This window comes from Sulfitobacter sp. LC.270.F.C4 (genome assembly GCF_032922545.1).
Taxonomy (GTDB): Bacteria; Pseudomonadota; Alphaproteobacteria; order Rhodobacterales; family Rhodobacteraceae; genus Sulfitobacter; species Sulfitobacter profundi.
In genome coordinates, this window is the sequence record NZ_CP136692.1 from 209,045 (window position 1) to 222,434 (window position 13,390).

Consider the following 13,390-nt stretch of genomic DNA (forward strand, 5'->3'; position numbering starts at 1 on the left):
CATGGGCGCGCGGACCGGGCTTGGCACGGTTCAGTAGAAGGCCGCGGCGTTGTTTGTCAGCACGATCCGCGCGATGGCCACGACGATCAGCACGATCAATGGTGCCAGATCCAAACCACCCATCGGCGGGATCACATTGCGCACGCGGCTATAGACTGGCTCTAGAATCCGGTTCAGCCCGTCCCAGATTTGCGCAACCAAAGGCTGGCGCAGGTTCAGCACCTGAAAATTGATCAACCAAGACATGATGACATGGGCGATGACGATGAACCAAACGATGTTCAAAAGCAGCATCAGGATTTGGAACAGTGACGTCATGGAATATCCCCTTGGTGTGACGCAAGACAGTTAAGCGCCCCGTCCACAAAGGGCAAGAGTGCCGCGACGTATATGCTTGACCGCGCAGCGCTTCCGCCGCAGATCGGCACCGTCACGACAAAGGAAAGCCCCATGTTCCCGATCATCCGCATGGCCAAAGACGTCATCGTCGCCGCGCGGCAGGCGCCGCTGGAAAACCTGACCGACACCCATGTCAGCCACCACATCTGCTGGCCGCATGACCTCGATATCTGGATGGAGCTGAACAACGGGCGGGCGCTGTCGCTGTATGATCTGGGCCGCACCGCCATGGCGCAGCGTGCCGGGTTGATTACGCTGCTTCGCCAAAACAAATGGGCAATCACAATCGCAGGCTCCAGCACCCGGTTCCGCCGCCGCATCCGCATGTTTGAGAAGTTCGAGATGCGCAGCCGAACTCTGTGCTGGGATGACAAGTTCATCTATCTGGAACAATCCATGTGGAAGAAGAACGGCGAATGCGCGAGCCATGTGCTCTACCGCTCTGCCGTGACCGATCGTAACGGGTTGATCCCGCCGGAAAAGGTGCTGCGCGCCATGGGGCGGCAGCAACCTTCGCCCGAGGTGCCCGGCTGGGTGGCCGAATGGATCCGTGCCGACAGCCACCGCCCGTGGCCGCCGATGCAAGACGGCGCGCCCGTGCCCGAAGCTGCACCGCACCTTTCCGCCTGACCCGACCGGCAGCCCAACGTTTCAACCCCGCCACGACTGGCGCTTGCGCCTTGCGCCGCGCCCTGCTCTAACTTGGAAAAGAGCAGGCCGCGAAGGGGCGCAACATGGCACAGACAGGCGGGCGCAAGCGCATCTGGGGATGGTACTTTTTCGACTGGGCCAGCCAGCCTTACAACACCCTGCTGCTGACCTTTATCTTTGGCCCCTATTTCGCCCAAACCGCGACCAACGCGCTGGTCGACGGCGGGATGGAGCTTTCCGCCGCGAAAGCCCAAGCGCAGGCCTATTGGGGCTATGGTCTGGCGCTGGCCGGGATCGCGATTGCCATACTGGCGCCGATCTTGGGCGCGGTGGCAGATTCCTCGGGCCGTCGGATGCCATGGATCTGGCTGTTTTCGGCGATGTATGTGATCGGCGCAGCCGCCCTGTGGTGGACAGCCCCGGCGGATTTCTCTCTGCTTTGGGCATTGTTCTTTTTCGGCATCGGCTTGGTCGGGATGGAATTCGCCACGATCTTTACCAACGCCTATCTGCCCGAGTTGCACCCCGACCCGGGTGAACGCGGGCGCATCTCTGGCGATGGCTGGGCCTTTGGCTATGCGGGCGGGGTGCTGGCGCTGATCGCGATGATCACCCTGTTTCAAAGTGGCGCGAACGGGCGCACCATGGCGGGGCTGACGCCGCTGTTCGGGCTGGACCCGGCGACCAAGGCCGACACCCGCATTGTCGGACCGCTTGCGGCGATCTGGTACGCCGTTTTCATGATCCCCTTCTTCCTCTATGTGCGCGACACGCCGAAACCCGGAGCGCAACGCTACCGCGTGGGTGCGGGTCTGTCGGATCTGGCGCGCACCCTACGGGGCCTGCCAAAGCATCCCTCGCTGCTGGCCTATCTCGGCTCTTCGATGTTTTACCGTGACGCGTTGAATGGCATGTATACCTTCGGCGGGGTCTATGCGCTTGGCGTGCTGGATTGGTCGATCCAAGAGATCGGCATCTTTGGCATCCTTGCCGCTATCTCGGGCGCGGTGTTCTGCGTGCTGGGCGGGCGGATCGACCGGCGCATCGGGCCGATGCCGGTGATCGTGGCCTGCTGCATCATCCTTGTGGCGACTGCCTGTTTGATCATCTCGTTGGGGCCGAATTCTGTCATGGGCGTTTCTTTGCCTGAGGGGTCTGCCCTGCCGGATATCCTCTTCTACGTCGCTGGTGCCTCTATCGGGGCGGCGGGCGGTGCGCTACAGGCATCCTCGCGTAACATGCTGACACGACAAGGAAACCCCGAGCGTATGACCGAGGCTTTTGGCCTTTACGCGCTGTCGGGCAAGGCGACCTCGTTCCTCGCCCCGGCGCTGATTGCCTTGGCCAGTGACCTCACCGGCAGCCAACGGCTGGGCATCACGCCCGTCGTGGGGCTTTTCATCGTCGGTTTGATCCTGTTAGCGTGGGTCAAACCCAAGGGAGATTTCGCCACATGACGCTGCTTCGCACCCTGACCTCCGTGGCACTGGCCTTTGCGCTGGCGTCTTGCGGGGGCGACCGGACCGAAACCGACATCAGTGGTGAGAAAGTCGCCCTGCCGACCATCGGTTCTTCGGGCGGCGCATTAAGCACGGTCGCCGCCAAGCGGCTCTTTGGCGCCAAAAGCTTTGCCTCCACGCAATCCTCGGCGGCTTTCGGCAGCTACTCCAAAGGATGCCTCGCCGGGGCCGAGCAATTGCCCGAGACGGGTCCGACTTGGCAGGCCATGCGCCTGTCGCGCAACCGCAACTGGGCCCATCCTGAGATGGTCGACATGGTCAAAAAACTCAGCCGCAAGGCCGCGCAGCAGCCGGGCTGGGAAGGCATCTATGTGGGCGATATGAGCCAGCCGCGCGGGGGGCCGATGCTGACCGGTCACGCCAGCCACCAGATCGGGCTGGATGCCGATATCTGGATGCTGCCGCCCGAATCCCTCAACCTCAGCCGGGCGCAGCGCGAGAACATCTCGTCGATCTCCATGCGCCGGGCGAGTGGGGCCTATGTCAATTCCTCTTGGACGCCCGCGCATCACGAGGTGGTCAAGGCCGCTGCCCAAGACCCCCGCACCGCCCGCATCTTCGTCTTCCCCGGCGCGAAGGTACAGATGTGTGCCGATGAAAAGGGCGACCGCAGCTATCTGCGCAAAATCCGGCCTTGGTACGGGCATCACTATCATTTCCACGTCCGCATCGCCTGCCCAACAGGCGCGCGCGGCTGTGTGGATCAGGCCCCGCCCCCGCCGGGTGACGGCTGCGCCGATGCGCGGCAGTGGCAGGCCAATATTCTGAACCCACCAAAGCCCGATCCGACAGCCCCCAAAACGAAACCCAAGCCCAAGCGCGACATCCTGCTTGCGGACCTGCCTGCCCAATGCAACGCCGTTTTGAACGCAAACTGATCCGCGCCTGCCTCCCGTTCTTCCTGCTCATTGCCTGCGTGGCCCCCGCCGCGCAGACAGAGCCGGTGGTGCAGGTGGACAGCGTGCTGACATGGCGCCACCCGGCCCCGTGGTTCGGCGGCTTTTCGGGGGTCGAGGTCAACGCCGATGGCACCCGCCTGACGGCGGTCTCGGACCGGGGCCGCGTCGTGCAGGCGCGCATGGTCCGCGAAGCGGGCCGTCTGGTGGCGCTTGAGCTTGAGGAAAACGCCCCGCTCAAAGGAGCCGATGGCAAAGCCCTGCGCGGCCAGATGCGCGATGCCGAAGCGCTGGCGCTTGACGACACTGGGCAACTCTACATCTCGTTCGAACACGATCACCACGTCGCTCGGCTTGCGCCTGAAAGCGGGGTCACCACCCCTCTGCCCAGACATGACGACTTCGCTGGCTTCGCGCCGAACGCGGGGATGGAGACATTGGCCGCCCATCCCGATGGACGGCTCTTTGCCGCCCCCGAAGGCGGCGGCCCCACATCGGGCCCCATCCCGCTTTATGCCTTTGATGGCAGCGCATGGACAATCGCCGCGAAGATCCCGCGCCAAGGGCCGTTCTTGCCGGTAGACGCGGACTTTGCCGAGGATGGCACGCTCTATCTGCTAGAGCGGACGATCACGCCATTGGGCTTTCGCAGCCGCATCCGCAGTTTTGACCTGACCGCGCCGGGACTTGGGGAGGTAACATTGCTGACCTCCGGCCCCGGTCAATATGATAACCTCGAAGCGCTCAGCACATGGCAGGACGCGGCGGGGCAAACCCGGCTGACTCTGCTGTCGGACGACAACTTCTTCGTCATGCAGCGCAATGAGGTGGTCGAGCTGATCCTTGCCAAACCGGGTGTTGAGGGCTAAAGACCGTTCCGTCTGCGATCCCCGCAGGCCAAGTCGCCGCACCCTTGCACAAAACGGTCCACATATGACACGCACCTATCTCCCCGGCATTCTTGCCATGGCCGCCATCGTCGTGGCCTCGAATATCCTTGTTCAGTTCCTCTTTGGCCAATGGCTGACCTGGGGCGCTTTCACCTATCCGCTGGCGTTCCTCGTCACCGATGTGATGAACCGCCTTTACGGTGCCTCTGCCGCGCGCCGGGTCGTGTTGGTGGGGTTTGTCGTCGGGTTGATCTGCTCGCTCATTGGGACACAGATCATGGGCGAATTCGGCCCGCTAGTGACGGTCCGCATCGCGATCGCCTCGGGCTCGGCCTTCCTCGTGGCGCAGCTGTTGGACGTGACGATCTTTAGCCGTTTTCGCGATGGCGCATGGTGGCGCGCGCCTTTGATCAGCACGCTGATCAGCAGCGCGATCGACACGGCGCTGTTTTTCTCCATCGCGTTCTCGGCCAGCCTGTCGTTCATCCACCCCGCGACCGATGTCGCTTGGGCGACCGAGGCTTTGCCGCTGTTGGGCGCAGGCCCCGTTGCGCCGCTTTGGGTCTCGCTTGCCGTGGCGGATTGGTCGGTGAAACTGGCCATCGCACTGGTTGCGCTGATCCCCTTCCGGCTGCTGACCGCACGGCTGACCGCCCGCGCTTGATACCGGCGCAGGGGGGCCCGCCCCCTTGCCGCCGCACCGTCCAAAAAAACGCTTTGCGAATTTCAAAACCTGTGCAACGCTCAGGGTGAGTTCAACAAATGTAAAGGAGGTGATCCAGTGTCAAGAAAGGTATTGGAGCGAGGTGTCGGAACAGCCAGCGGGGTTTCTTGCTAGGGCAGCCCCTGGCAGTGCAACCACCTGGTGGACATCGGTCTAACCGATCCCCCTCCTGAAACCATTCGATTGGGCCGTTCCGCAAGGAGCGGCCCATTTCGCATTCCCCCTTCACCCTCACGGCGCAGACTGGCATGTTACCGGGCAAGGAGAGCCCATGCTGCACATCAACGATGACATCGCCATTCACGACTGGGAGCTGACCGAAAGCTTCATGCGCGCCTCCGGCCCCGGCGGGCAGAATGTGAACAAGGTCTCCTCGGCGGTGGAATTGCGGTTCGAGGCCGCCACCTCGCCATCGCTGCCGCAGCCCGTCAAAAACCGCCTGCGCCGTTTGGCCGGGCGGCGCTGGACCACCGAAGGCGCGCTGGTGTTGCAATGTGACGAAACCCGCAGTCAGGCCCGCAACCGCGAGTTGGTCCGCGAGCGGCTGGCCGAGTTGATCCGCACAGCCCTGACCCCGCCCAAACGCCGCATCGCGACCCGCCCGACGCTTGGCTCAAAGAAACGCCGTCTCAAGGCCAAGAAGGTGCGTGGCGAGGTTAAGGCAATGCGCGGCAAGGTTGACCCAAATACCTGAGCCTTAGCCTCGGCGCAGCAGATAGATATCCATGATCCAGCCATGCGCCGCCCGAGCGGCGGCACGGGTGGCGATGATGTCTTCGGCAATCTCGGCGAGTGGGCCGTGTCGGATGATCTCTTCGGCCATGCCGACATAGCCCCCCCACCAGATCGTTACGCCCGCAGGCTCCAACGTCTGAAAAGCGCAGTCGCCATCCAGCATGATGACCAGCGTATCGACCCCTTCGGGCCAGCCGTGATCGCGCAGCTGCCGCCCGGTGGTCACCATAAAAGGCGCACCGATCTCATTCAGCGGGATCGCATGAGACGCGGTCAGCCCTTGCAAGGAGGTGATTCCGGGGATCACGGTTATGCGTGGGGCCGGGTCGAGCCGCGCGGCGATGCGCAGGGTGCTGTCATAGAGCGACGGATCGCCCCAGACCAGCAGCGCCACCCGCCGCGCCGTTGGATGCTGCGCCATTGCCGCGCGCCAGGCATCCGCGATCGCGTCATGCCACTGGTCGACGCGGGCGCGATACTCCTCAATCGCGGGGTCACGCACGGGTAGGTCGAAGCCGACGATCTGCACCGCCTCATTGGTCAGCACCTCGTCGCAGATACTGCGCCGTAGCCCTGCCAAATCGTCCTTGCCCGCGCCCTTTTGCGGGATCAAGATCAGGTCTTGCGCGTTCATCGCCCGGATCGCCTGTAGCGTCAGATGCTCAGGGTTGCCGGTGCCGATGCCGATCAATGTCAGTTCCAGATCAGTCATCCCGGTATCCTCGCGATCGCCTTCAAACGCAGCCCACCGAGCACCCGCGCATCGGGGAATGTGCCATCAGAAGAGGCGGCATAGAGCGTCACGAAGCGGCGCAGATCATCCATGTCGGCTTCCGTGATCTCTCCGAACAGATAGGCCACCTTGCCCGGCGCGCGAAAGGCAACCGTCTGCGCCCGTGTGCAGCCTGACATACAGTCGATGCCCTCGACCGCCACGTCAGACAATCCGGCGCGGACCACGTCCAGAAAGCCGCCATCGTCGGTGCAAGAGGTGCAAACGAAGACTTTCACGCCTCAAACTCAGCCAACGGCCCGTAAAAGATCAGCGCGGGCGTGGTGCTGCTGGCGCTCTCCAAATGGCGCGCCAGAGTTTCGATGGTAAAGCGCTGCACCTTCTCCGCCGGGGTCGAAACCGCCTCGGCCAGCAGCGCGGGCGTGGCGCCGGGCAACCCGTGTTCGATCAGCCGCGCGGCGAGGCCTGCAAAGGTGCGTTTGCCCATATAGACCACGGTGGTCGCCATCGGATCGGCCAAGGCGGCCATGTTCACGTCATGGGGCAACTCTCCGGTCACATCCGCGCCGGTGATGAACTGCACGCGCCGCGCCGTCATGCGGCGGGTCAGCGGAATGCCTGCGGTCGCGGCGGCGGCTGAGGCGGCGGTGACACCCGGCACGATCTCAAAAGGGATACCGGCGGCCCGCAGCGCGATAATCTCTTCTTCCAGCCGCCCGAACATGCCGCTGTCACCGGATTTCAACCGCACGACCTTCAGCCCGGCCTGAGCATGATCGACCAAGACCCGGCTCACATGGTCTTGCTTGGGCGAGGCGCGCCCCGCCCGTTTGCCCACCCCGATCAGGTCCGCATCGGGCCGCGCGTGCTCCAAAATCGGGCCCGCGCTCAGGTCATCGAACAACACCACATCAGCCGCCTGCAACCGCGCCACCGCCTTGACGGTCAGCAGTTCCGGATCACCCGGACCGGAGGAGACGAAGGAAACAAAGCCCCCCATCACAGCGCCGCAATCATGTGAAAGAACGTCCCCGTGGCACGCCCGCCGCCCGCGAACTCACGCACCGAGCCAGTCTCGGGCACCTCAAGGTCATTGGCGTCGGTGATGCGGGCCAGCGGTGCATCGGGTTCTGCAAGGATCGTGGCATAGTGGAACTCATGGCCCCGCAGTTCGGCCCGCGCGGAATGGCCGGGGATCGGCGCGTTAAGATCGGCCTGACGGTAGCCCAGATGCATCTTGCGCTTGGCGAAAGAGGTCTCCAACCCCAGAAGCCCTGCCATCTCGTGACGCGTGCCTTCTTTGTCGATGATGCCTGCGCCCATCGCCATATAGCCCCCGCATTCTCCATGCACGGGACGCGTCTCGGCAAAATCGCGCAGCCCCTTGCGGAAATGTACAGCGGCGGCAAGCTTGCCTGCATGAAGCTCAGGATAGCCGCCGGGTAGCCAGCAGCAGTCGGCGCTGTCGTCGGGGGCCTCATCGGCCAGCGGGGAGAAGGGGAGAATCTCCGCCCCCGCCGCCCGCCATCCCGCCAGCAAATGTGGATAGACAAAGGCAAAAGCGTTGTCCTGCGCCAGCGCAATGCGCTGTCCGGGCGGGGTGATCTTTGTGGGCGCAGGCGGGTTCTGCAAGGTGCCCCGCGCGGCGGCCCGAAGCGCGGGGATATCGACATGCGCGGCGACGAAGGCTGCCGCCTGCCCCAACAGATCGGGCAGGTTTTCCTGCTCTCCCGCCTGCACCAATCCAAGGTGACGCTCGGGCATTTCGATCTCGACCCGGCGTGGGAGCGCGCCGAAAACCTCAATGCCCACAGCCTCCATCCCCGCGCGGACCAAGGTTTCATGCCGGGGGGAGGCGACGCGGTTCAGCACCACGCCTGCGAGGGTTACATCTGGCCGCATCTCGCGAAAGCCAAGCGCCGTGGCCGCGACCGACTGCGCCGCACCCGACACATCAAGCACCAGCACCACCGGCCAGCCCATCAGCGCCGCGACATCGGCACTGGCGCCATTGCCACAGGCGCCCGGCTTGGCCACACCGTCAAACAGCCCCATCGACCCTTCGCCAAGGATCAATTCAGCCCCATCGGCATTGCCGACCAGCCCTTCGATCCGCGCGCGGTCCATCGACCAACTATCAAGGTTGAACGACGCCCGCCCCGACGCCGCCGTGTGAAAGGCCGGATCGATGTAGTCCGGTCCGCTCTTGAACGGCTGCACCGCGACACCTTCGGCACGCAGCGCGGCCAGCAGGCCCAGCATCAGGGTCGTTTTGCCCGTGCCGGAAGCGGGGGCGGAAATCAGCAGGCCGGGGGGGATCATGAAGAGGTCTCCGGAAAGCGCGGCTCAGCCCCGACGGGGCGGAAACGGCGGTCATAATCAGCGGCGTAAAGGCGGCTTTCGCCGAAATCCTCAGCGCCGAGAGCGCGGCCCACGAGGATCAGCGCCGTGCGGGCTATTTCTTCGCCTACCTCGGTGCGCAGGGTTGAAAGCGTCGCTTTGACGATGCGTTGATCCGGCCAGCTTGCGCGCCAGACCACAGCGACAGGGCAGTCAGCGCCGTAATGCGGGGTCAGATCTTCGACGACCTTATCGAGCACATGGACCGACAGATGGATGGCCAACGTCGCCCCGGTGCGGGCAAAATTGGCGAGCGTTTCGCCTTCGGGCATCGCGGTGGCGCGTCCCGAGGTGCGGGTGAGGATCACCGATTGCGCCACGCCCGGTAGGGTCAGTTCGGCCCCCAATTCGGCGGCGGCGGCAGCAAAGGACGGCACCCCCGGCGTCACGTCATAGGCGATGCCCATCTCGCGCAGGCGGCGCAATTGTTCGCCCATCGCCGACCAGACTGACAGATCGCCAGAATGCAGCCGCGCCACGTCATGCCCTGCGGCATCGGCGGCTGCAATTTCTTCCATGATGTCGTCCAGCGACAGACGCGCCGTGTTGACGATCCGCGCGCCCTCGGGGCAATGGCTCAGCAGCGCTTCGGGCACCAGCGATCCGGCATAAAGGCAGACGGGGCTGGCCGCGATCAGATCGCGCCCGCGCAGGGTGATAAGGTCCGCCGCCCCCGGGCCTGCTCCGATGAAATGTACAGTCACGGTGTTTTTCCTTTCGTCTCGGCAATCGCCGCAGTTGCCATGGCATCGCCCGAAACGACGCGCTCGGCAACCAATACGGCTCCCGGTCCGGCAGCGGCCAATGCGGCGGCTTCGGAAAGCGACCCGGTGCCAAAGCGGTCTTCGATCCGCGCTGATTGGGTGGGTGTGATCATGCGGCCCAAATCCTCGGTGGTGATGCCCAGCCCCGGCACGCGCAACTCTTGCGCAAAGTCACGAAACACGGTGGCGCGGGCCTTGGCCGCCTCGGTCACCAGCGCGTCGATCTTGAGGCCCTCGGGGTTGGCCCGTGCCAAAGCATCGCGCAAAGACGCCACGCTTGCCGCGCCCCGAAATCCGATCCCGGCCATCCTCATAGTGTCACGCTCCATTGTACCACGGGCCGCAGCGGCTGCCAGCCACGCATCCGGCCCAAAGGTGCCGCTTGCGCCAGTTCGATCCGCAAAAGACTGCCCCCATGCGCCGCGTGAAGCTGCGCCAAAAGCGCTTCGGTTTCCAGGGTCACCCCATTGGCGACCAGCCGCGTGCCCGCTGGTAGCGCAGGCAGGAGGGCATCGTAAAGCGCCACGTTGCCGCCGCCACCGATGAAAACGACATTGGGCAAGGGATGCCCCGCCCAGACCTCCGGCGCGCGGCCGTGGGTGACCTGCATCCGGGCGTTCAACCCGAAATCTGCGATGTTGCGGGTGATATTCTCCACCCGGGCGGCGTGTTGTTCAAATGCGATGGCGTGGCCACCGGCAAGACAGAACTCAACCGAGACCGAGCCGCTGCCTGCTCCGATGTCCCACAGCAAGTCTCCGGGCCGGGGGGCGAGGGCCGACAGCGTCAGCGCCCGCACCGGCGCTTTGGTGATTTGGCCGTCGCTCGCAAAGCAATCATCCGGCAGACCGGGGGTGCGCGGCAGGCCGATGCCTTCGGGCAGTTCCACCCCAACCGCTACCGGCGCCTGCACATCCGTCAGATCAAACCCGTCGGCCCGTACCGTGCGCAGCCGCGCATCGGGGCCGCCGAGCCGTTCGGCCACATGCATTTGCGCGATACCTGCGCCCTGTTCGCAGAGGAAGCGTGCCAATGCCGCAGGCGCATCCCCATCACGCAGCAGGCAGATCATCCGCCCTTTGGGACGCAACATACCGCGCAATTGCGCCAGCGGTGCCGCGTGCAGACCGTGCCAGCTGACCTCCTCCAACCGCCAGCCAAGCGCATTGGCCACCAGCGAGAATGTCGAAGGCGCGGGCAGGCTGCGCCATTCGCTGGGCTCCAGTGCACCGACGATGCTGCCGCCCGCGCCGAACCAAAAGGGATCGCCCGAGACCAGCATCGCCACGCGCCTGCCGCGCTCGGCCAGCACCGGCTCGACTGAGAAAGGCACCGGCCACGCCCGCCCGCGCGTGCCTGCGTCTGTCCGCTCCAGATGACGCGGCCCACCAAAGATTACCTCAGCGTCAGCCAGCGCCGCGCGGCTTGCCGGGGGCAAGGCATCCGCGCTATCGTCGGGCATTCCGATGATGCTGAGCCAAGGATCACCCATTATGCGCGTCCTTCTTTTGGGTGGCACCACCGAAGCCAGCGCCCTGGCGCGCGCCTTGGTCAAAGCCGAGATCGACGCAGTGTTTTCCTATGCCGGACGCACCGACAGTCCGGTGGCCCAGCCCCTGCCCACCCGCGTCGGCGGGTTTGGCGGCGTGGCCGGGCTGGTGGCGTACCTTAATGCCGAGGCGATCACCCATGTTGTCGACGCCACCCATCCCTTTGCTGCAGGCATGAGCAACAATGCCTTTGTCGCCTGCGCCCGACAAGACCTGCCGCTGGTGCGGTTTGAGCGTCCCCCGTGGGAGCCGCAGGAGGGCGACGATTGGACCTTTGTACCCGATATCACCGATCTGCCCGCCGCCCTGCCCGACAGCCCGGCGCGGGTGTTTCTGGCCATCGGCAAGCAGCAACTGGCGCTTTTTGCCGCGAAACCGCAGCACCGCTACCTGCTGCGCCTCGTCGATCCGCCGCAAGATCCGCTGCCGCTGCCACGGGCGACGGTCGTGCTGGCCCGCGGGCCGTTCGACGTGGCGGGGGATACCGCATTGATGCAGACCCATGCGATCACCCATGTGGTCGCCAAGAACGCCGGTGGCTCCGGCGCGCGGGCCAAGCTGGATGCCGCCCGCGCGCTTGGCCTGCCGGTGATCTTGGCCGACCGGCCCGACCTGCCGGGCGAGGTGGCCGCCAATGATGTGACCGAGGTGATGCATTGGCTACATCATACCGCGCTGCGCGGCGTATAGACATAGCGTCCGACCCGGCGCGTCGCGGAATTGCCGACGATAACCACGGTGCGCATATCCGCCATTTCCGGTGTGGCCTCGCCCAATGTGACGGTATTGAACGCCTCGTCGGGTGTGGTAACGGCGCGAGCAAAGGTGATCAGCCGATCCGGCCCGCATTCGGCGCGCAGAATCTCCAGCGCTTCGGCGAATTGATGCGGCCGCGACTTGCTGCGCGGGTTGTAGAAGGCCATGGCGAAATCCGCCCGCGCGGCCATCCGCAGACGGTGCTCGACCATCGTCCAAGGCTTAAGATTATCACTGAGGTTGATCGCACAGAAATCATGACCCAAGGGCGCACCGAGCCGCGCTGCCGCCGCCAGCATCGCCGTGATACCGGGCAGCACGCGAATGTCGACGCTCTCGAACGCCGGATCCCGCTCCACCGCCTCGAACACCGCCGAGGCCATGGCAAAGACGCCCGGATCACCCGAAGACACCACCACCACCCGCGCACCAGCCTGTGCCAATTGCAGCGCATGGGTCGCGCGGTCCAGCTCCACCCGGTTGTCCGTGGGATGCAGCGTCAGCCCGTCGCGCGGGGCGACGCGGGCGACGTAGGGGATATAGCCGATAACGTCAGTGGCTTGCGCCAGCGCCTCGGTCACCTCGGGCGTTACCAATGTGTCGTCACCGGGGCCGAGGCCCGCAATATAGAGAATGCCGCTCATGCCTCCGCCTCTGGCCTGCGGCCTTGGCCATGGACCAAGACGATCGCGAAATAGGGGCAGTCGTCGTCCGCCACTTCAGTGAGTTTCGCCACCCGCTGATCGGGCATGGTGCCACGCTCCACCAGCCATGCATCGTCCAGCTTGCCCGCCGCCGCCAGTGCGCGGCGCACGGTTGGCAGGTTGCGGCCCGTCTTCATCACCACTAGCGCATCGGCACGTTTCATGTGATCGGTCAATTCGACTTCAGGCAAAGTGCCCATCAGCACAGTCATCACGTCATCACCCCAAGTGAAGGGCGTATCCAGCGCGTTCCAGCAGCCCACCATTCCGGGGATCGCGGGCAGCACCTCAACCTCGGCGCGGCCCTGAAGCCGGGTGTGCAGATGCATGAAAGAGCCGTAGAAGAAGGGATCGCCCTCACACAGCACGACCACCTCGTGATCTTTGGACAATTCCGCCAGCCGATCTGCCCATTCGGCATAAAAGGCGACCATTTGGGCGCGATACTCGGGCGAATCGAAGCGCAACTCGGTGGTGACGGGATACTCCATCGCATATTCCACGACATCGTCGCGCAGCATCCCCTCAACGATGCGGCGCGCTTGGCCCGCGCGACCTTTCTTGCGGAAATACGCCAGATGCCGCGCGCCGCGAATGGCACGGTCAGATTTAACGCTCATCAGTTCCGGGTCGCCGGGGCCGAGGCCCGCGCAGATAACCTTGCCCAT

17 protein-coding genes are annotated in these 13,390 nt (G+C 64.7%); 7 read left to right on the forward strand and 10 right to left on the reverse strand.

The features are described 5' to 3' along the window. Positions 1–30: 30 nt before the first annotated feature. Positions 31–318 (reverse strand): YggT family protein, encoded by a 288-nt coding sequence (locus tag R1T45_RS04840; RefSeq protein ID WP_067622549.1) that lies wholly within the window; start codon positions 316–318, stop codon positions 31–33. Positions 319–450: 132 nt separating this feature from the next. On the opposite strand from R1T45_RS04840, the gene R1T45_RS04845 reads away from it, so the two are divergent. The 6 genes from R1T45_RS04845 (at position 451) to arfB (ending at position 5,774) form a co-directional block, all read left to right on the forward strand. Next, positions 451–1,029 (forward strand): acyl-CoA thioesterase, encoded by a 579-nt coding sequence (locus R1T45_RS04845; protein WP_132443864.1) that lies wholly within the window; start codon positions 451–453, stop codon positions 1,027–1,029. Positions 1,030–1,133: 104 nt separating this feature from the next. Further along, positions 1,134–2,507, forward strand: a complete 1,374-nt coding sequence (locus tag R1T45_RS04850; RefSeq protein ID WP_317390268.1) for an MFS transporter — start codon at positions 1,134–1,136, stop codon at positions 2,505–2,507. Continuing rightward, entirely contained in the window at positions 2,504–3,448 is a 945-nt protein-coding gene (gene mepA, locus R1T45_RS04855; protein ID WP_317390269.1) for a penicillin-insensitive murein endopeptidase, read from the forward strand. Before R1T45_RS04850 ends, mepA begins: the two co-directional genes overlap by 4 nt. After that, complete coding sequence (locus tag R1T45_RS04860; RefSeq protein WP_317390270.1) at positions 3,421–4,335, forward strand: esterase-like activity of phytase family protein; 915 nt, start codon at positions 3,421–3,423, stop codon at positions 4,333–4,335. The genes mepA and R1T45_RS04860 overlap by 28 nt, the downstream gene beginning before the upstream one ends. A 64-nt stretch (positions 4,336–4,399) precedes the next feature. Continuing rightward, positions 4,400–5,020 (forward strand): queuosine precursor transporter, encoded by a 621-nt coding sequence (locus R1T45_RS04865; RefSeq protein ID WP_317390271.1) that lies wholly within the window; start codon positions 4,400–4,402, stop codon positions 5,018–5,020. A 331-nt stretch (positions 5,021–5,351) separates the two neighbouring features. Continuing rightward, a complete protein-coding gene (gene arfB, locus R1T45_RS04870; protein ID WP_067939814.1) occupies positions 5,352–5,774 on the forward strand; it encodes an alternative ribosome rescue aminoacyl-tRNA hydrolase ArfB in 423 nt (140 codons plus the stop codon). Positions 5,775–5,777: 3 nt separating this feature from the next. Here arfB and cobF read toward each other — a convergent pair whose 3' ends face one another. The 7 genes from cobF to R1T45_RS04905 are packed head-to-tail and all read right to left on the reverse strand — an operon-like array spanning position 5,778 to position 11,204. After that, complete coding sequence (gene cobF, locus R1T45_RS04875; RefSeq protein WP_317390272.1) at positions 5,778–6,527, reverse strand: precorrin-6A synthase (deacetylating); 750 nt, start codon at positions 6,525–6,527, stop codon at positions 5,778–5,780. Next, on the reverse strand, positions 6,524–6,826 hold the full coding sequence (locus tag R1T45_RS04880; protein WP_132443870.1) for a DUF1636 domain-containing protein: 303 nt from the start codon (positions 6,824–6,826) through the stop codon (positions 6,524–6,526). The genes cobF and R1T45_RS04880 overlap by 4 nt, the downstream gene beginning before the upstream one ends. Continuing rightward, positions 6,823–7,548 (reverse strand): uroporphyrinogen-III C-methyltransferase, encoded by a 726-nt coding sequence (gene cobA / locus R1T45_RS04885; RefSeq protein ID WP_317390273.1) that lies wholly within the window; start codon positions 7,546–7,548, stop codon positions 6,823–6,825. Before cobA ends, R1T45_RS04880 begins: the two co-directional genes overlap by 4 nt. Next, positions 7,548–8,870: a cobyrinate a,c-diamide synthase gene (locus tag R1T45_RS04890; RefSeq protein WP_317390274.1), complete on the reverse strand. Its 1,323-nt coding sequence runs from the start codon at positions 8,868–8,870 to the stop codon at positions 7,548–7,550. Before R1T45_RS04890 ends, cobA begins: the two co-directional genes overlap by 1 nt. Then, complete coding sequence (gene cobM, locus R1T45_RS04895) at positions 8,867–9,652, reverse strand: precorrin-4 C(11)-methyltransferase (protein ID WP_317390275.1); 786 nt, start codon at positions 9,650–9,652, stop codon at positions 8,867–8,869. The genes R1T45_RS04890 and cobM overlap by 4 nt, the downstream gene beginning before the upstream one ends. Next, on the reverse strand, positions 9,649–10,026 hold the full coding sequence (locus tag R1T45_RS04900) for a cobalamin biosynthesis protein (protein ID WP_317390276.1): 378 nt from the start codon (positions 10,024–10,026) through the stop codon (positions 9,649–9,651). Before R1T45_RS04900 ends, cobM begins: the two co-directional genes overlap by 4 nt. Beyond that, positions 10,023–11,204, reverse strand: coding sequence for a bifunctional cobalt-precorrin-7 (C(5))-methyltransferase CbiE/decarboxylating cobalt-precorrin-6B (C(15))-methyltransferase CbiT (locus R1T45_RS04905; protein ID WP_317390277.1), 1,182 nt, complete (start codon positions 11,202–11,204; stop codon positions 10,023–10,025). The genes R1T45_RS04900 and R1T45_RS04905 overlap by 4 nt, the downstream gene beginning before the upstream one ends. Here R1T45_RS04905 and R1T45_RS04910 point away from each other — a divergent pair. Beyond that, positions 11,203–11,952: a cobalt-precorrin-6A reductase gene (locus R1T45_RS04910; RefSeq protein WP_120352302.1), complete on the forward strand. Its 750-nt coding sequence runs from the start codon at positions 11,203–11,205 to the stop codon at positions 11,950–11,952. The genes R1T45_RS04905 and R1T45_RS04910 overlap by 2 nt on opposite strands. Here R1T45_RS04910 and cobJ read toward each other — a convergent pair. Both cobJ and cobI read right to left on the reverse strand, forming a co-directional pair. Further along, a complete protein-coding gene (cobJ, locus tag R1T45_RS04915) occupies positions 11,928–12,662 on the reverse strand; it encodes a precorrin-3B C(17)-methyltransferase (RefSeq protein ID WP_317390278.1) in 735 nt (244 codons plus the stop codon). The genes R1T45_RS04910 and cobJ overlap by 25 nt on opposite strands. Next, the gene (gene cobI, locus R1T45_RS04920; RefSeq protein ID WP_317391037.1) at positions 12,659–13,390 is read right to left on the reverse strand and encodes a precorrin-2 C(20)-methyltransferase; all 732 of its coding nucleotides are present in this window, start codon (positions 13,388–13,390) and stop codon (positions 12,659–12,661) included. Before cobI ends, cobJ begins: the two co-directional genes overlap by 4 nt.

Coding starts and splice junctions, on each gene's coding strand:
- R1T45_RS04840 (WP_067622549.1), bottom strand. CDS start 318: ATGACGTCACTGTTCCAAATCCTGATGCTGCTTTTGAACATCGTTTGG.
- R1T45_RS04845 (WP_132443864.1), top strand. CDS start 451: ATGTTCCCGATCATCCGCATGGCCAAAGACGTCATCGTCGCCGCGCGG.
- R1T45_RS04850 (WP_317390268.1), top strand. CDS start 1,134: ATGGCACAGACAGGCGGGCGCAAGCGCATCTGGGGATGGTACTTTTTC.
- mepA (WP_317390269.1), top strand. CDS start 2,504: ATGACGCTGCTTCGCACCCTGACCTCCGTGGCACTGGCCTTTGCGCTG.
- R1T45_RS04860 (WP_317390270.1), top strand. CDS start 3,421: ATGCAACGCCGTTTTGAACGCAAACTGATCCGCGCCTGCCTCCCGTTC.
- R1T45_RS04865 (WP_317390271.1), top strand. CDS start 4,400: ATGACACGCACCTATCTCCCCGGCATTCTTGCCATGGCCGCCATCGTC.
- arfB (WP_067939814.1), top strand. CDS start 5,352: ATGCTGCACATCAACGATGACATCGCCATTCACGACTGGGAGCTGACC.
- cobF (WP_317390272.1), bottom strand. CDS start 6,527: ATGACTGATCTGGAACTGACATTGATCGGCATCGGCACCGGCAACCCT.
- cobA (WP_317390273.1), bottom strand. CDS start 7,548: ATGGGGGGCTTTGTTTCCTTCGTCTCCTCCGGTCCGGGTGATCCGGAA.
- R1T45_RS04890 (WP_317390274.1), bottom strand. CDS start 8,870: ATGATCCCCCCCGGCCTGCTGATTTCCGCCCCCGCTTCCGGCACGGGC.
- R1T45_RS04900 (WP_317390276.1), bottom strand. CDS start 10,026: ATGAGGATGGCCGGGATCGGATTTCGGGGCGCGGCAAGCGTGGCGTCT.
- R1T45_RS04905 (WP_317390277.1), bottom strand. CDS start 11,204: ATGGGTGATCCTTGGCTCAGCATCATCGGAATGCCCGACGATAGCGCG.
- cobJ (WP_317390278.1), bottom strand. CDS start 12,662: ATGAGCGGCATTCTCTATATTGCGGGCCTCGGCCCCGGTGACGACACA.
- cobI (WP_317391037.1), bottom strand. CDS start 13,390: ATGGGCAAGGTTATCTGCGCGGGCCTCGGCCCCGGCGACCCGGAACTG.